The organism is Streptomyces sp. NPDC088794, from assembly GCF_044750545.1.
Taxonomy (GTDB): domain Bacteria; phylum Actinomycetota; class Actinomycetes; order Streptomycetales; family Streptomycetaceae; genus Streptomyces.
Window position 1 is genome coordinate 141,734 of sequence record NZ_JBIVKB010000007.1, and the last position, 15,004, is coordinate 156,737.

The 15,004-nt window shown below is 67.5% G+C and carries 19 protein-coding genes; 3 read left to right on the forward strand and 16 right to left on the reverse strand.

Annotated features, from left to right (window positions below):
• Window positions 1-75: 75 nt before the first annotated feature.
• Window positions 76-984 (reverse strand): bifunctional MaoC family dehydratase N-terminal/OB-fold nucleic acid binding domain-containing protein, encoded by a 909-nt coding sequence (locus tag ACIP6U_RS21280; protein WP_401719946.1) that lies wholly within the window; start codon window positions 982-984, stop codon window positions 76-78.
• Between the two features lie 350 nt (window positions 985-1,334).
• Entirely contained in the window at window positions 1,335-1,646 is a 312-nt protein-coding gene (locus tag ACIP6U_RS21285) for a hypothetical protein (protein WP_123999061.1), read from the reverse strand.
• Between the two features lie 350 nt (window positions 1,647-1,996).
• Between ACIP6U_RS21285 and ACIP6U_RS21290 the strand changes: the two genes are divergently transcribed.
• A complete protein-coding gene (locus ACIP6U_RS21290; RefSeq protein ID WP_401719949.1) occupies window positions 1,997-2,863 on the forward strand; it encodes a bifunctional DNA primase/polymerase in 867 nt (288 codons plus the stop codon).
• 134 nt (window positions 2,864-2,997) lie between these two features.
• Complete coding sequence (locus ACIP6U_RS21295; RefSeq protein WP_401719952.1) at window positions 2,998-3,429, forward strand: hypothetical protein; 432 nt, start codon at window positions 2,998-3,000, stop codon at window positions 3,427-3,429.
• 137 nt (window positions 3,430-3,566) lie between these two features.
• On the opposite strand, the gene ACIP6U_RS21300 is transcribed toward ACIP6U_RS21295, so the two are convergent.
• From ACIP6U_RS21300 to ACIP6U_RS21360, 13 genes are all read right to left on the reverse strand, one after another.
• The gene (locus ACIP6U_RS21300) at window positions 3,567-4,058 is read right to left on the reverse strand and encodes a hypothetical protein (protein ID WP_401719954.1); all 492 of its coding nucleotides are present in this window, start codon (window positions 4,056-4,058) and stop codon (window positions 3,567-3,569) included.
• 849 nt (window positions 4,059-4,907) lie between these two features.
• Complete coding sequence (locus ACIP6U_RS21305; RefSeq protein ID WP_401719957.1) at window positions 4,908-5,282, reverse strand: hypothetical protein; 375 nt, start codon at window positions 5,280-5,282, stop codon at window positions 4,908-4,910.
• A 299-nt stretch (window positions 5,283-5,581) separates the two neighbouring features.
• The gene (locus tag ACIP6U_RS21310; RefSeq protein ID WP_401719960.1) at window positions 5,582-6,709 is read right to left on the reverse strand and encodes a tyrosine-type recombinase/integrase; all 1,128 of its coding nucleotides are present in this window, start codon (window positions 6,707-6,709) and stop codon (window positions 5,582-5,584) included.
• The gene (locus ACIP6U_RS21315; protein ID WP_401719963.1) at window positions 6,709-6,918 is read right to left on the reverse strand and encodes a helix-turn-helix domain-containing protein; all 210 of its coding nucleotides are present in this window, start codon (window positions 6,916-6,918) and stop codon (window positions 6,709-6,711) included. The genes ACIP6U_RS21310 and ACIP6U_RS21315 overlap by 1 nt, the downstream gene beginning before the upstream one ends.
• Window positions 6,919-6,920: 2 nt before the next feature.
• A complete protein-coding gene (repSA, locus tag ACIP6U_RS21320; protein ID WP_401719965.1) occupies window positions 6,921-8,294 on the reverse strand; it encodes a replication initiator protein RepSA in 1,374 nt (457 codons plus the stop codon).
• Window positions 8,295-8,568: 274 nt separating this feature from the next.
• Entirely contained in the window at window positions 8,569-8,895 is a 327-nt protein-coding gene (locus ACIP6U_RS21325; protein WP_401719968.1) for a SpdD-like protein, read from the reverse strand.
• Between the two features lie 25 nt (window positions 8,896-8,920).
• A complete protein-coding gene (locus ACIP6U_RS21330; protein ID WP_401719971.1) occupies window positions 8,921-9,076 on the reverse strand; it encodes a hypothetical protein in 156 nt (51 codons plus the stop codon).
• Window positions 9,077-9,089: 13 nt separating this feature from the next.
• Entirely contained in the window at window positions 9,090-9,281 is a 192-nt protein-coding gene (locus tag ACIP6U_RS21335) for a mobile element transfer protein (RefSeq protein WP_401719973.1), read from the reverse strand.
• A gap of 1 nt (window position 9,282) precedes the next feature.
• Window positions 9,283-9,477: a hypothetical protein gene (locus tag ACIP6U_RS21340; protein ID WP_401719974.1), complete on the reverse strand. Its 195-nt coding sequence runs from the start codon at window positions 9,475-9,477 to the stop codon at window positions 9,283-9,285.
• 21 nt (window positions 9,478-9,498) lie between these two features.
• Window positions 9,499-10,188, reverse strand: a complete 690-nt coding sequence (locus tag ACIP6U_RS21345) for a DUF2637 domain-containing protein (RefSeq protein WP_401719977.1) — start codon at window positions 10,186-10,188, stop codon at window positions 9,499-9,501.
• Complete coding sequence (locus ACIP6U_RS21350; RefSeq protein WP_401719980.1) at window positions 10,188-10,391, reverse strand: hypothetical protein; 204 nt, start codon at window positions 10,389-10,391, stop codon at window positions 10,188-10,190. Before ACIP6U_RS21350 ends, ACIP6U_RS21345 begins: the two co-directional genes overlap by 1 nt.
• Window positions 10,392-10,472: 81 nt before the next feature.
• Window positions 10,473-11,828, reverse strand: a complete 1,356-nt coding sequence (locus tag ACIP6U_RS21355; protein WP_401719982.1) for an FtsK/SpoIIIE domain-containing protein — start codon at window positions 11,826-11,828, stop codon at window positions 10,473-10,475.
• Between the two features lie 2 nt (window positions 11,829-11,830).
• Window positions 11,831-12,184 (reverse strand): hypothetical protein, encoded by a 354-nt coding sequence (locus ACIP6U_RS21360; RefSeq protein ID WP_401719985.1) that lies wholly within the window; start codon window positions 12,182-12,184, stop codon window positions 11,831-11,833.
• A 422-nt stretch (window positions 12,185-12,606) separates the two neighbouring features.
• On the opposite strand from ACIP6U_RS21360, the gene ACIP6U_RS21365 reads away from it, so the two are divergent.
• Window positions 12,607-13,650 (forward strand): XRE family transcriptional regulator, encoded by a 1,044-nt coding sequence (locus ACIP6U_RS21365; RefSeq protein WP_401720583.1) that lies wholly within the window; start codon window positions 12,607-12,609, stop codon window positions 13,648-13,650.
• On the opposite strand, the gene ACIP6U_RS21370 is transcribed toward ACIP6U_RS21365, so the two are convergent.
• A complete protein-coding gene (locus tag ACIP6U_RS21370; protein ID WP_401719988.1) occupies window positions 13,634-14,428 on the reverse strand; it encodes a GntR family transcriptional regulator in 795 nt (264 codons plus the stop codon). The genes ACIP6U_RS21365 and ACIP6U_RS21370 overlap by 17 nt on opposite strands.
• Window positions 14,429-15,004 lie beyond the last annotated feature (576 nt).

Consider the following 15,004-nt stretch of genomic DNA (forward strand, 5'->3'; position numbering starts at 1 on the left):
CTGTTTCTCCGGCCCTCACGTCTCCAGTCCTCATGTCTCCGGGCCTCTCTTCTCCTTCCGTCATCTCTCCTTCCGTCATCCGACCTCCTCCAGCGCGCGGAAGACAGGCAGCACCAACTCGTCGTCGTACGACCGGAATTCGAGCCGCACCGGCAGGCCTATCCGGACCTTGTCGTACGGCACCCCCACGACGTTGCTGATCATCCGCACGCCCTCGGCGAGTTCGATCAGCGCGACCGCGTACGGGGGGTCGAAGGCCGGGAAGGGCGGGTGGTGCATGACGACGTACGAATAGACCGTGCCGTCACCGCTCGCCTCGACCGGGGTCCAGTCCGGGCCGCCGCAGCTGTTGCAGCCCGGCAGCCAGGGGAAACGCAGGGTGTCGCAGGTCGTGCAGCGCTGGATGAGCAGGCGGTGGTGCTCGACGCCCTCCCAGAAGCCGGCGTTGTCGCGGTTGACGACGGGGCGGGGGCGCAGGGCGGGCTTCTGTTGCTGCCTTCGGCGGGTGGGGGCGTACTTGAGGATGCGGAAGCGGTGTGTGCCGGCGAGGTGGGGGCCGACGCGGATGTCCATGCGGGTGGTGACGAAGTAACCGGTGCCCAGTTTGGTCGACTTGAGGTCGGAGACGGACTCGATGACCGAGTCGAAGGTGATCTCGTCGCCGGGGCGCAGGGGACGGACGTACTCCTGCTCGCAGTCGGTGGCGACGACCGAGGTGTAGCCCGCCTCGTCGAGCAGGGCGAGCAGCTCGTCGTAGGCCTGGGTGCGGCCGCCCGTGTAACCGGAGAGGCCGCCCATCGTCCACACCTGGAGCATGGTGGGCGGGGCTGTGGCGTCCGGGCCCTCGTACGTGGGGTTGGTGTCGCCCATCGCCTCGCACCAGTGCCGGATCATGGGCGCGTTGACGGGGTCCTTGCCCTCGGCGGCGACGGCGGCGGATCGCCCCTCGTACACCTTCAGTCGTGCGCCCAGCTCGTCGGTCATCGTCGCCCCCTCGTCGGCTCGCGGTCGTGTCGTCTCGTGCGGTGGTCGTGCTGTCTCGTGTCTCTCGTGTCGTACTCACTTCTGGTACACCGCCGAGGCCGAGCGGGTTCCCACGATCTCTGCGCGAGTTTCTGACTGTCCGTCAGATGCCGTGCACTGTCAAGGTTCCGACCCTTCGCAAGGGCAGGGAGGGCCGTGCGGGCGCCCGCCGGCCTCCCGTACGGAAAACGCCTGCGCGGCGGTACCGAAGTACCGCCGCGCAGACGCGTTACCACCCCACGGAGCACACCCCTGGACTCCGCCGGCCCCCCGTAGTCCCTCGCGACCTCCCGGGCGTCAGGGCCGCCGGTTCACCACAGGTTGGTGAAGTTGACGAGGACGTTCTCGTTTCCCTGGTTGATGGCCGTGAAGGCGGAGCCGTTGACCTGGGCGGTGTTGCTCTGGTTCGAGGCGCCGGAGCCGACCGCGTTCTGCTGCGTGGTGGACGAGTTGCCGTTGTTGTCGTGGCCGACACCGCTGCCGACGATGCTCGCGACACCGGCGTTCGATCCGTCGTCCGCGATCGCGCCGTTGTCCGCCGCGGCGACGCCGGTGAACAGAGCGGCGGCCAGCGGGAGAGCGGAGACGGCGGCGATGACGCGGGCGGTACGGATGCTTGCCATGTTTCTTCCTCCAGAACCCGGCTTCCTTGCCGGAAGTACGTCAAGTCAGGCTGTTTCCGGGGCAGTTGGCCGACCGCCTCGGTGTTGTGCACGACGTCGCGAGACCAGAGTTGCCCATGGAATCCCCGGCGAACCACCCCGGAAGCCCTGATTCCCCCTCAAGTGCTACGACAAGTCGATAAACCCCTTTCACCACTTCCAACGCCCAGGTCAGGGCAGAACGGGCGACTCAAACCCGGACACCGCAAGAGGTGAAGCGTTCCCGCACATTTCCCGCCAATCGCCCTTTCTCGGCGCGTCGAACACCGCCCCCTCTTCCCTTTTTCGAACGTACGTACGAACATGGAGGTATGGCCACCACCGACCGGCAGGCCACGACGCTGGCCCTCGCACACGCCCTGTCAGCCGCGGAGCGCGGTCTGGCCGTCATTCCGCTGTCCCGGACGAAACTCCCGGCCCTGCGCTCCCCCCACCGCGCCGACCTCCAACCCGAGCCCTGCCACGGCGAGTGCGGACGCCTCGGACACGGGGTGTACGACGCCTCGACCGACCCGGCGCGCATCCGTGAACTGTTCGCCGCCGCGCCCTGGGCGACCGGCTACGGCATCGCGTGCGGGCTGGCTCCGCACCACCTGATCGGCGTCGACCTCGACACGAAGTCGGGTACGGACTCCTCGGCGGCCCTGCGCGAACTGGCCCTGCGCCACCTGTTCACGATCCCCGACACGGTGGTCGTCCTCACCCCCAGCGGCGGCCGCCACCTCTGGCTGAGCGGCCCCCCGGACACCGTCGTCCCCAACTCGGCCGGCCGCCTCGCCCCCGGCATCGACATCCGCGGCGCCGGCGGCTACCTCGTCGGCCCCGGCTCCCGCACCGACCACGGCGTCTACGGCACCGCGCCGGGCACCGCGCATCTCGCCCCGGCGGCCTGCCCGCCCGCCCTCCTGCGCCTCCTGCTGCCGCCGCCGCGCACCCACCACCCCACCGCGCCCGCCCTCAGCGGCCACGGCCAGGGCCTGGTCCAGTTCGTCCTCGCCGCGCACGAGGGCCAGCGCAACACCCGCCTCTTCTGGGCCGCCTGCCGCGCCTACGAGGACGGGATCGGCCCCCCTCTGGTCGAACCCCTGGTCGAAGCGGCGGTCAACACGGGCCTGACGGAACGCGAGGCACGGGCGACGATCGCGTCGGCGGCGCGGATGACACGGCATCGGGCGTGAGGGCAACAGCTCAAGGGTCAGCGGGACGACGGCTCAAGGGGGGCGCCGGTCGAAAGAACAGCAAAGCCGATCAGCAGCAGAGGAACCACATGCACGACCGTCCCGACACGCGCCGCGGCCCCAGGGTGCGGACCATGTCACTGACCCGAGTGGTCCTCGCCTCCGGCCGCGCCACCGACCTCTGCGAGCTGCGGCTCTCGTCGACGTACGGCGGCATGCCGGAGGGCTACCCCTGCAAGCCGGTCAACGACATGGCGATCAAGGGCCTGCTCCACGAAGCCGAACGCACCTTCCCCACCACGCCGATCCATCTCGTCCCACCCCCGCGCGAGTACCCCCACCAGTACGCCGGCGCACTCGGTCCGGTCGAGGTCCTCCCACCGGTCGCCTGCGTCGGCACCTTCCGCTCGACGGCCCTGGACCCGAACCACGACCCCGTCCTGCACCGCTCCACCCTCACGATCATCTGGTTCCAGCACACACCTCATGTGCCGTGCGAGTGCGATGCGGAGAGGGGGGTGCGGGAGGTGGATTGGGAGGGGTTGGCTCGGGACTGTGAGTTGTAGTCACGCGCGCGGGGATGCCTGGGAGCCGGCGGCTCGGACCGGCGGCTCGGACCGGCGGCTCGGACCGGAGGCTCGGACCAGTGGCTCGGACCGGCGGCTTGGACCAGTGGCTCGGACCGGCGGCTCGGACCAGTGGCTCAGACCCTGTCGACGCGCCAGCCGATCATCCCGGTGGCGCCCGACCGCCCCTGGACGTCGATGTGCAGCGAGGCCGTGGCCGCCGTGAAGCGCTGGGCGCTCATCGCCCCGTCACAGACGACCGGCTTCGGCGCGGGCGTGCTCTTCGGTGTGAAGTCGACGTCCGCGACTCCGCTGCCGTCGCAGACCAGGGTGAGGCGGTACGTGGCTCCAGGGGTGAGACCGGGTTCGGTGTGGATTCCCTCCGACACGCGTTCGATGCCGGACTCCACCATGGAGTCGTTGTCGGTCACCGTGCCGTCGAGGGCCGACTGGACCTGCGCGGTGAGCCTCTTCTCCTGCTGCGCCGCGGTGTTGGAGCGACTGGGCGACGCGGAGGGCGTGGGGCCGCCGGCTTCGGTATCGCTTTCCGACGTGCACGCGACCAGGAGGAACACCGGTGCCAGAGCGCACCCGAACAGGACGGCGCGTACCCCGCGCGTGGTGGTCATGAAAAGTCCCCCGTCGGCTGTGCTCGCCCGTGCCCGAAAAGAAGCTGGGGCACCGGATTCCCTCCGGCGCCCCAGCTCAACAGCTTCCGCGTGCTCTGCGGTGGGTGTGAGATTCGAACTCACGGTGACGTCGCCGCCACGACGGTTTTCAAGACCTTTCGCCGATCGGGCGGGCAGATCGCTGCGGCGCAGGTCAGACGGGTGCGAGCGCCCTGAAGGCGCCGTCCTCATCGTTGTCGTGCCCGCTACGTGCCCGAAAGGGATCAGCGCGGGGCACGTGACTGCACCCGGGGCCTGCCGAGCCTATCGATACGTAACGCCCAGGGGGTAGGCCCCCGACTCTGCCCATGCCTTGGCGAACCACTGCCCGATGCCAGTCAGCCGCCAATGATCCATTTCCTGTCCTCCTCTGTGCTGTTTTGGCGTTTCGACGATCACCACATATCCGTCCGCCTCCAAGAATCGGAGACAGGATCGCCTCAGAGTTGGATGTTGGAAATGGACACCTCTCGAATGCGCAAATACTTGCAACCACAGGCGCTCCGTAGGCGTATACCTGTCATTAGCCCAAGCGAGGCGAGCCTTAAGCACACGCAGATCATGATCAGGGATACGTCCGACCGTATGCTCATGATGGTGCGCGGCGCATGCCCTTATGAGATTTCCGAAAACATCAGGACCACCTTTAGCGCGATCCCAGATATGACAGTTCTCTTGAGCCGGCATACGACATGAGGAGAACGGACAGACTCCGCCGACCTCTAGACGAAGATCGCGCTCCAGCACTGCGGGGAGATCAGGGCGAGACTGACTCATTAGGCCTACAATCGCCGTCGTAGAATAGAGCAGCTAATTCCATTCGAACATCCGCTTAACATGAATACCAACAGCAGCGGACCAAAAACAGGCACTGCAACGGTGGAGCCATGAATATGACGACGCATCCTTAGCAGCCTTCTCAGTCATACGCCTGAAATTACGACGGTCCCGAACACGCCCGCACGGAGCGTCGGCCGAATGATAAATCGTCAGATCCGGTCCCGGCGTCCAGCGCACCAGGCATGGCATGCTTTCACCCTCGTTCACCACCTTGGCTGCCTTCCGATCAACCTCCTTCAGCTTCTTGTCCGAATCGAAATTCAGGCGAAGCATCTCCATATGAGCCTCGTCCAGAATTCTCGCCCGCTCCTTTTGCAATTCCTGAAAAATGTCGACAGCGCTCACTGATACTCCTAACACTTCGAAGCCATGTAGAAATATTAATGACCTACAGTGGAGTCCTCACGCAAGCACAGACCGACATTGCCACATCTTTGATCGATCCAGGTCACTTTGTGATGCATATCGTAATTCCGAGATCATCTTTTCGAGCCTCCGTTATCATTAGAGGCTTTCATCGTGGACGCCTGCAACGAGATCACACAGCCCCTGACCATGGGTTTCGGTCAGGGGCTGTCGATTTCTTACGAGTTCTCAGACTGGCCACGATGGCTTTATGGCGAGGCAGAGGAGGGTGAATGTTCCTATTGCGTTCCCTCATCATCGTCCTGCTCGATCAACCAGGAGTCCGCCGCTTCGGCGACCTGATCGTCACGGCCAGCGACAGGACGGGCGTAGTGCCGAGTGGTGACGCTCGCGTTCGAGTGGCCGAGCCTATGAGCGGCAGTCATCACGCCGTACCGGTCGGCGACCCACGTCCCATGTGAGGCCCGGAGATCGTGCGGGGTCACGTCGGTCAGTCCAGCAGCCGTGACCGCAGGGTCGAAGTACGCCTTGCGCCACTGGTTGTAGCGCAGAGGCTTTCCCGCGGGCGTCACGAAGAGAAGCGCGTCTTCCCCACTGGGCAGCGTCTCCAAGTGCCGGCCGAGTCGCTTCGCCAGCGAGGAACCGATCCTCAGGACCCGCTTCTGATGGGACTTGGGGGTGTCGAAGACCAAGGCGCCATTGGCCTCCGCCAGGTTCTCGTCAACCATCACTAGGCCGCCGGAGATGTCAATGTCCCCCCGCCGCAGGGCGAACGCTTCACCGACCCGCAGGCCTGCGTACGCAAGGAGGGCAATCAGCAGGTCATGCGGCTTGGCCGCGCTCCGGACCACCCGCGAGGCTTCGAGCGGAGTCAGGATGTGCGGTTCGGTCTGCGGCATCCTGGGCAGCTTCACGCCCCGACACGGTGTCTGGGGGATCATGTCGTTGTCGACGGCCGACCGCATGATCTGCGACAGGACTCGGTACGCCTGCCTGATCCGGGACGCGCTGAGCCCCTTGGTCTTCATGCCACCGACCCACTCAGCAACCGTGATGGGCCGGAGGTTGGACAACTCGTGATCGCCAAGTGCCGGAACGATCAGCGAGTTGATCAGGGACCGGTACGTCGCCTGCGTCTTGTGCTTCAGCTGCGGAGAGACGGCGGCCAGCCAACGGGCTGACCAGTCGCGCACGGTCGTCTGTCCCTCGACCGGATCGAGCCAGCGCCCTTCTTCGATCTCGATGCGCTTGCGCATGAGCCAGCGGTCAGCGTCCGTCGAGGTCGCGAAGGTCCGGTCCGCTGGACGCAGGAGCCCGTCAGGCCCCGGGTACCGAGCCTGGAACCGGCCGGACGGCAGCTTACGGACGCGACCGAAGTTCCGGCGGGACTTGCGCTTGCCAGCCATCAGGCAGCCCTCCTGAAGCCCGTGGGCCGTAGGGCGATCGGCTCCACGGTGTTCGCGCTCACGAAGTCCTCCACAGCGCTCTCAGGGATACGGACGTGCCGACCGACCTTGACGAAGGTGATGCGGCGCTCCTCGATGAGGCGGCGAGGGAAGCGGACACCGGTGCCGAGTTGCTCGGCGACCTGGTCGACGGTGAGGAGTCGTTCCATCGTCACCACTCCCCCTCGTCAGCCAGCGCTGCGAGTGCCTCGCGGGCGGTTTCACGGTTGTGCTGGAGGTCGCGGGCGATGGTGCCGGCGAGGGCGAACTCTCCGGGAGTGTGGCCATGTCCGGCGTACTGCCAGTCGGTGAGGACGAGGACGGTGTCCGGCTCCCGGTCGTCGAGGGCGAGGGCCGCGTTCTCCTGGGCCGCGCGGAAGTCGGCTCGTACCTGGCGTAGTTCGCCGAGGGTGGTGGAGTAGCGGCGGGACTTGGAGGAGAAGTGGCCGCGGAAGCCGAGCATGTGAGCCCAGGCCCAGAGGCGGCGGTCGGGATAGAGCGGGTCGAGTCGTTTGCAGGCTTCGATGAGGCGGCGGGTGTGGTCGGGGACGTGGTGGCGGTCGAGTTCGGAGAGTTCGCCGATACGGCGGTCAAGGGTGCCGGTGTTCTCGGCGGCTTTGGTGGCGTACTTGGCGACGTATGAGGCGACGGCCTGTTCGGTGATGTCGGAGCCGTCACCGAAAGCCTTCACGGGACGTACGTCGAGCTGGGCACCCCAACGGAAGGTACGGGCGGGCTCATCCTCGGCGGCCGGGACCGAGACCGAGGTATAGGAGTGCGAGGCGGCGGCACGGATCGCATCGTCGAGCAGCTGCGCGGTTGCCCAATCCGGGGGCGGAGTGTCCGGTCCTTCTGGTCCGTCGACACGGATGACGGCGTGGAAGTGCAGAGCGCCCCGCTTCTGGAACTCGGCCACCTTGCCGTACGAGATACGGGCGGCTTCCTTCAACTCGCGTTGTGACATGCCGGCGCGGGCGGCGATCTCGCGGCGCAGCCGGTTCGTGAAGCGCTGCCAGAGCTCCCCGGCGTGGTTGTTGAAGAGCACGGCGCTCGCGTAGTCGTAGGTCGCCGGGTCGAGGGCGGTGCCGAGGGTGGGGTCATCGGCGAGGTGGGCGGAGCCGCATCGGCAGACACCCGTATCGGGGCGGTTGTGGACGGGTCCGAAAGACGGGGCAGTGAGAGTGGCGAAGACGCGGGGATGGTCGCGGACGGTGGAAGGGATGTCGCGGCGATCGTCTCCGGCGAGTCCGGCGCGAATGAGGTGGTAGGTGTCGCCCGCGTAGGTCCAGGCGCAGGAGGGGCAGCGCGAGGCGCGGCGGTTGCCGCAAGCGACGCGAAGGTGTCCGCCGGGCTCGTTGGCGGTGGTGTAGTGGTGCAGGGTGGCGCCGGTCGTCTTGTCTTTGGTGAGGGTCCACCCGGTGAGGTGGATGGGGTCGGCGCAGCCGCCGGTACGGCGGATCTGTTCGTGCCAGCGGTCGAAGTCGTCGGCCGAGGCCACCCTCATCAGATCGCCGAGGATGACCGGGTCGCGCAGCAGGTCATGCACGGGCGTCCTCCCGGTTGTTCCGGGTGCGTCGGCGGGTGGTGCCGGTGCCGTGGCAAGCCGTGCAGTGCGCGGTGATTGTGCGTAGGTGACCGCGGGCGCTGCGGCCCCCGAGGGTGATGGCGATGGAGGCGAAGCCGTCGCAATTGGGGCAGATCCGAGGCGGCGGTGTGGGGTGCTGCGTCATGCTGGGGGTCCTTCCGAGTCTTCGGGTTCGGCAGGGGCAGGGCTCCCGGGCGGCGGATGCTTGGCGGTATCGAGGCCGCCCGGGGGCCGGTCAGCGCCGCTTGGCTTCGCTGGTGACGAGTGAACGGATGACCAGGGCGCAGATGGCGACCGAGGCGCCGGAGACGGCGACCGCGAGGAGCATCGAGACCAGGACCGCGCCGACGACCAGGGCCACGGCCGTGCCACCGCCGACCAAGGCGACGACGGCGCCGGGCGTGAGCTGGACGGCGAGCCGGGCGGGCACCGCGGTCGGGACCGGGGCGACCGGTGCCGGAGCGGGCGTCTGCTGCTGAGTGACAGCGGTCGGCTCGACGACAGCGGGCGGGGTGATCAGGCCGGTCGGCTGGGGCATGGTCGGGATCTTCGGGTGAAACATCAGCTGAACTCCCTTCTGGGGCGGGCTACTTGACGGCGGTGTCGATGACCAGGGCGAGGATGCTGTCTGCGACGAGGTAGCCGCCCAGAAGCAGCACCAGGACCAGCCAGAACGGCGGCCGGAAGAGCTTGCAGCCGAGGTAGCCGATGGCGGCGAGGGCGAACCAGAGGGGGACGTCCATGAGCGGTGGCCTCCTAGCGGATGCGGCAGCGGTGGGTGCGGGCGGCGAGCTGAGCGGCGCTCTGACTGGCGTAGTCGGCGGACCAGCCGCAGCCCTCGTTGGTGCACACCGCGGCGTGCCTGGTGTGGCCGTGGCGGTCACGGTGGGTGCCGATCTGCACCGGCCCGATGCGCATGACGGAGTGGAAGTGGTCGCGGGCGGGCATGTCAGTCGCTCTCCGTTCGGGTGATCGCCGGGTCGGGGAAGCTGGCACGGATACCGGCGGCGGTGGCCGGGTCGGCGGTGCGCCGGGCGGCTTCCTCGGCAAGCAGGTGGGCGAGGTAGGGCCGATCGGCGGCGGTCATCTCGCGGGCGCCATCGAGGTAGTCGGCCACGGTCAGATCAGCGGGGTCACGGGTCATCAGTTGTGTTTCCTTCCGGGTTCAGGCGAGCTGAGCGGCGATGGCGTGAGCGAGTTGGGGTGGGACGCCGAGGCGAGCGCGCAGGGTGTCGGTGTCGATCGGCGATCCGGTCCGGGCGCGGTGGTCGGCGGCCACCTTGCGGGCGTGGTCGACCAGTGCGGCCGGGACCGGCACAGCCGGGGCAGTAGGCGCAGCCGCGGCCGGTTTCGGCGCTGGAGCGGATTCCGCAGCCGGGAGCGTGAGGGTGTCCTCGTTCTCGTCCAGCGCGGGAGGGATGGATTCCGGCTCGACCGAGGCGACCGGCTCGCGCTCGGCTGTGGTGGCCGGCGCTTCGGGCGCCGGGTGGTCGCCGGTGGAGTGGGCAAGAAGCGTCCCGCCCATGAAGGCCAGCGCAGGCCAGGCAGCGACGAGGATGCTCAGCCAGGCCGGGACCTGGTGGAGGTCGAGGAGTCCAGCGGTGGCGACATTGGCACCGAGGGAAGCCACCAGGGCGATCACGAACCAGCACCAGGCCAGACGCGACGGGCCGCCCGAGCGCAGCCTCCGCCAGGACGCGACCAGGAGCAGGTCAACGCTGATCGGGTAGGCCCACGCTTTCCAACCGCCTTGTCCGGCAGCGGCGGCGAGGTCGTGCAGGTGGGCGAAGGACAGGGCCCCGGCGATGACGGCTTGGACGAGGACGGCGTCCACGCGGAACGTGGGGCGGGCCATCACCAGCCGCCGGGGTGGTCGGGGCCGTCGGTGGGGTCGTAGTCGGGCGGGAAGGCACCGAGCAGCGGCTCGGGCAAGGACGCGGCGAGGGACGGGGCCACCGACTCGATGAAGTCATGGTCAGCGCCGAATTCGTCGGCGTAGAGGGCGAGTTGACCCAGCAGGAGCACGGTGCGGGCGAAGTCCTCGCAGTCGGGGCACATGACGTGCTCTCCCTTCAGCAGGCATGGGGCGGGTAGGGACCCGGCGCGATGCGGTCGCGCCGACCGAGGAGCGAGAGAGGTTCAGGCAGTGGCGGGGGCTGTCTTGGACAGCGGCACCCGGGCCGAGGGCAGCGGGGCAACCGCGGGGCGGAAGGCTGCCAGGGCGGGCAGCTCCGGGGTGCGCTCGGCGTGCCTGTTGCAGATGTTCACGGCCTCACGCAGCGAGGTGTGCGGGGCGCGGATACGAGTCCAACCGCCGGAGGCGTCACCGGTGACGGCGATGCCGGGGGTGTCGGTGGGAATCTGGATGGCGGCGAGTACGGCGTCCGGGGAGATGTCCCCGAAGGCCATGTTGGCGGAGGCTTCGTCGTTGACGCGGTGCGCGGTCCGGCCGGTGAGCTGGGCGCGGAGCATCGTGATGCCCTTGCCGAGTTCGGAGCCGAAGCGCTGCCCGCAGATCTCCAAGTAGATGCCGGCGGCACGGCCGAGCTGGGCGAGGCGGACCAGAGCGGTGATGATCCGGTCGCGCCGCTTCTCCTCGTCCTTGGTTGCGAACAGGGCAAGTTCGGCCACCTCGTCGACCAGGACCACGACGGGCACCGGGCGCACATCGGCGGGCAAGTCCCAGATGTCGGCGGCGATCTCCGCGTCCGGCACATCGACAGTGATCCGCTGGTTGGCCCGGATCAGCTGATAGACGTCCTCCATGTGCGTGACGAGGGCTTCCAGCAGGTTGAGGGCGGTGTCTGGGTTGTCGGCGAGGGCGGAGAAACGGCGGGCCAGCGGGAAGAGTTCGACTCCCTGCTTGCAGTCGATGCCCACCAACGCGACGTCCAGCGCGGCCAGCCCCGCGACCAAGTTGCGCTGGTAGACGGACTTCCCGGACTCCGTGGCGCCCAGGGTGAGCCCGTGCGGTACGGCCCGGTAGTCGCGGTAGTGCACAGAGCCGTCCTCGCGCAGGGCGACCGGAACCCGCATCGGGCGCGTCTCGATCCGGACGGGCATCTGTACTCGCTTGAGGACGTCATAACCCGTCATCCGCACCTCGACGACACCCGAACGCAGTTCACGCGAGGTGACGCCGTACAGGCCGAAGGAATGACGCAGCCGGTCGGAGGCCGCCGCGACGTCGAAGGCGTCCTGTCCGGGACGGAGCTTCAGCCGCAACACCAGGCCGGTACGGGTCGGGCGCAGTCGCAGGATGCGCGGTGGACGGGATTCGGGTACCGGTCGGTTGGCGATCCGGGCGAGGGCCAGGCGCCAGCGGGAGGGTGGGACCGTGAGGCCGCAGGCGTCCATGACGGAGGCGTAGCGAACCAGAACCCGCAGGGCGGCGAGGGTGACCCCGAAGGTCAGCCAGTACCAGGCGGGACGCCGCCACCGCAGGAGACCCGCAGCGGCGACGACCAGCACCACAACGACCATGAACCAGGTCATGATCAGGCAGCCTCAGCCTGCGGGGCCGCAACGGCGAGCGAGGTCACGGCCACCGCGCGGAAGGCGATGCCATGCCGCTTCTGACCGTTGAACTCGCTCTCCCACGCCGAGGCGACCAGGCCGGTCAAAGCGACCGGGGTCCCCATGGTCAACTCTTCGGAGACGCCGGGCTGGGGCACGGTGAGCTTGAGAATCTCGACCTCGTCCGGCGTGGAGAACATGACCTCCACGGTCATCAGCGTGACGCCGTCCTTGTCCACGGCGATCTCACCGGTACGGCGGTCCTTGACCTTGGGCTGTGGAGCCTTGGCGACCATCACAGTCGCGGCGGACGTGTCGACGGGAATCTGACGCATGATGGAAGTCCCTTCAGGGGCGGGAGCGGCGTACTTGCTTGGCGGTGGGTCGCCGCTCCCGAATGTCGATGGATGCCGCAGCAAAGCTGCGGAGTGTTTGCACTTCCTGCTGGTGCGCACCAGTAGGTTGCATCTGGTGCGCACCAGATGTCAAGCATCGTCGTTGGTCCGGCTCTTCAACTCGCCTGACTGCGACAGTTCTAGGAAAGCGCGCCCATCAACAAGCCGGTAGACAACAGGGGTTAACAGCTGGCTCGTTAACCCCTGCCGACCTGCGCCGTCGTGAGGCATGCTGCTGTTACGGTCAACACCCCTACCCGGAGCGGCAGTACACGATGAGTGGACTCAAGGCAGCAAGAACGGCGCGGGAATGGTCGCAAGAGCGTCTTGTGCGGGAGATCGAGAGCCATGCGCGTCAGCACATGCTCACCGTCGCCTCCACCGCGAGTTTGCGAGTGTACGTGTCGGAATGGGAGAACGGACGCCGTACGATCTCCAGCCGCTACGCCAAGATTCTCCGCGCCCTGCTCGGGATCACAGACGACGAACTGACGAGCAGGCCACAGTCACCGCCGGCGTTCACGGCGGCCGACGGGTACGACGAGCTGATATCTCGGATCGATGAGGCACGGAACGTCAGCCTGACCATGGTCAAGACGTTCATGGACCAAACCGAGCTGCTCCGGACCATCGACCGGCAGATGGGTGCCGCCAGTCTGGTCGACCAGATGACTGGCCACCTGACCCGGTTGGAAGAAGCTCTCACCTTCGCAGTCCTCCCGGAGACTCGTCGCCCGGTCGCTCTGGCTCTGGCCGGCGCGGCGACGTTGGCAGCCTGGCAGGCCCTCGATGTCGGAGCCGTCGAACGAGCCTGGCGCCACTACGAGTTGGGCAAGCGCGCCGCGCAAGAGGCCGAAGAGCCCATGTATCTCGCGCACGCCACCGCCGAGCAGGCATTCGTCCTCTGCGACGCCGGGCGACCAGAGACGGCGGTACAGCTGGTCCGAGATGCCCAGCGTCTTGGTGGGAAGGCGAACTCTCCGCGGCTCACAGCTTGGCTGTACGCGGCCGAGGCGGAAATCTGCGCCCGCGCTGGACTCCAGGACGACTGCCAGCGGGCACTTGAACGCGCAGCTCGGCACTTGCCCGCCGGGGAACAGGCCCGCGATCCGGACATGCTGAGCATCTTCCTCAATGAGGGCCACCTCACCAGGTGGCGCGGAAACGCACTCGCCCTGATCGGCGATCCCGAGGCAGTGGACAGCCTGTACACCGCTCTGGATACGACTGATCCCACGTTCATCAGGGCAACGGCCGGACTGCGCTGCGATCTGGCCCAGGCCCACTTGGCGCGCGGCGAGTACGACCAGGCGCAAGACCACCTGCGGAACGCAAAGTTGATTGCGAGCCGGACCAAATCAGTGCGTCACAGACGGCGGATCGAGCAGCTCACACAGCAGTTGTAGGCGAGGTGCCGGCACCCCGTGAAGCGAGCACATGAAGGAGGCCGACGAGAGTGCCCGAGCCCATCAACTCACCACGAGCCATCAGCCCAGGAACATCGGACAGAGGCACCCAGGCGATGTGCCCGGCTTCCTCCAGATCGGTCGGTTCACCGACGAGCTTTGCTCCCTGACCGACGAAGATCTCATGCGGCGAGTCGACCATGCCGACCATGGGCTGATAAGTGACCGCATGTTCCAGGGAGTTCGGCCGCCAGCCCGTCTCTTCCTCGACTTCACGCAAGGCGGTCTGAAGGGGTTCCTCCCCCTCGTCGACGATGCCACCGGGCAGTTCCCAGCCGAACGAGTCAGGGACGAAGCGGTACCGCCACATCATGAGCACTCGGTCCTGGTCATCGAGGACCGCGGCAATGGCCACGTGGTGAAGCCTGACGACATGGTGCTCAAAGCGCTCTACGCCGGGCGGTTCCACGTCGACGAGGCTCAGCTTCACCCATCGGTTGTCGTACAGCGTCCGCTCACCATGGATCTGCCACGGCTCGACATCCGCCGGCGCTTCGATGATCACTGACCGGTCGGGCACCCGGTAGGAGCTACGGCCATGCACCTCAACGACGCCCTCAGCAACGAGCTTTGCCAGCACCTGACGCAGAGCCGTACGGCCAATCTCCAGCTCTTCCGACAGGGTGCGTTCGGACGGGAGCTTGGAACCTGGCGAGTACTTGCCCGTAGCGATCCACTCACGAATCGTGCGGTAGACCCGCTCGGACTTGGGTCCCATCCGGTCAGCACGCTCCTGTCGTCCTGTTATGTCGGCCAGCACAACTTTAGCCGTGACCTACTCACGTGAGTAGGTGGAGTGGGCGTCGACGATCAGCACGAGCCTGTCTGAGCCGCGCGGTAAGACTTTCCCTACTTGATCAAGGCGGCTCGCTCCGCTCCCCGCGCGCGCGGCCCGGCCCCCGGCCGGGCCTGCGCTCCTGCCTTCGTCCCGCTCCAGCCCGGCCGGGGGCCGGGCCGCGCGCCGATGCACGAGCCGAGAACAGTAAGGCGAGCACCTTGGGCAGGCCAGCGAGGGCCGAAGCAGTGCCTCCGGCGGGGGATCGGCCAGCACCGGGATGAAGAGGAGGCGGCGTCGGTCGCTGCGGGTCCGTAGGAGCGTGCGCGGGGAGCTCCCATCCCGTCCGCCATCGCCCCAGACAGAGCCGAGCAGACGAGGCCCCTGGCGTCCAGGTCGTTCGTACAGTGGCGCGCTCCACCTGGACGCCAGTAACCACGCCCGCTCCACGGTATGTGGGTCGACGGCAGACGGGATGGGAGCAAGTGAGGGCCGGGAGGTAGGTGAGATTTGAGCCCT

Coding starts and splice junctions, on each gene's coding strand:
- ACIP6U_RS21335 (WP_401719973.1), bottom strand. CDS start 9,281: ATGCCCGCCCGCGACCACTTCCACTCCGTCATGCGCATCGGGCCGGTG.
- ACIP6U_RS21290 (WP_401719949.1), top strand. CDS start 1,997: ATGGCCACCACCGACCGGCAGGCCACGACGCTGGCCCTCGCACACGCC.
- ACIP6U_RS21340 (WP_401719974.1), bottom strand. CDS start 9,477: ATGACCCGTGACCCCGCTGATCTGACCGTGGCCGACTACCTCGATGGC.
- ACIP6U_RS21285 (WP_123999061.1), bottom strand. CDS start 1,646: ATGGCAAGCATCCGTACCGCCCGCGTCATCGCCGCCGTCTCCGCTCTC.
- ACIP6U_RS21295 (WP_401719952.1), top strand. CDS start 2,998: ATGTCACTGACCCGAGTGGTCCTCGCCTCCGGCCGCGCCACCGACCTC.
- ACIP6U_RS21310 (WP_401719960.1), bottom strand. CDS start 6,709: ATGGCTGGCAAGCGCAAGTCCCGCCGGAACTTCGGTCGCGTCCGTAAG.
- ACIP6U_RS21325 (WP_401719968.1), bottom strand. CDS start 8,895: ATGTTTCACCCGAAGATCCCGACCATGCCCCAGCCGACCGGCCTGATC.
- ACIP6U_RS21360 (WP_401719985.1), bottom strand. CDS start 12,184: ATGCGTCAGATTCCCGTCGACACGTCCGCCGCGACTGTGATGGTCGCC.
- ACIP6U_RS21370 (WP_401719988.1), bottom strand. CDS start 14,428: ATGGGACCCAAGTCCGAGCGGGTCTACCGCACGATTCGTGAGTGGATC.
- ACIP6U_RS21315 (WP_401719963.1), bottom strand. CDS start 6,918: ATGGAACGACTCCTCACCGTCGACCAGGTCGCCGAGCAACTCGGCACC.
- ACIP6U_RS21355 (WP_401719982.1), bottom strand. CDS start 11,828: ATGACCTGGTTCATGGTCGTTGTGGTGCTGGTCGTCGCCGCTGCGGGT.
- ACIP6U_RS21280 (WP_401719946.1), bottom strand. CDS start 984: ATGACCGACGAGCTGGGCGCACGACTGAAGGTGTACGAGGGGCGATCC.
- ACIP6U_RS21330 (WP_401719971.1), bottom strand. CDS start 9,076: ATGGACGTCCCCCTCTGGTTCGCCCTCGCCGCCATCGGCTACCTCGGC.
- ACIP6U_RS21300 (WP_401719954.1), bottom strand. CDS start 4,058: ATGACCACCACGCGCGGGGTACGCGCCGTCCTGTTCGGGTGCGCTCTG.
- ACIP6U_RS21345 (WP_401719977.1), bottom strand. CDS start 10,188: ATGGCCCGCCCCACGTTCCGCGTGGACGCCGTCCTCGTCCAAGCCGTC.
- ACIP6U_RS21350 (WP_401719980.1), bottom strand. CDS start 10,391: ATGTGCCCCGACTGCGAGGACTTCGCCCGCACCGTGCTCCTGCTGGGT.
- ACIP6U_RS21365 (WP_401720583.1), top strand. CDS start 12,607: ATGCTCACCGTCGCCTCCACCGCGAGTTTGCGAGTGTACGTGTCGGAA.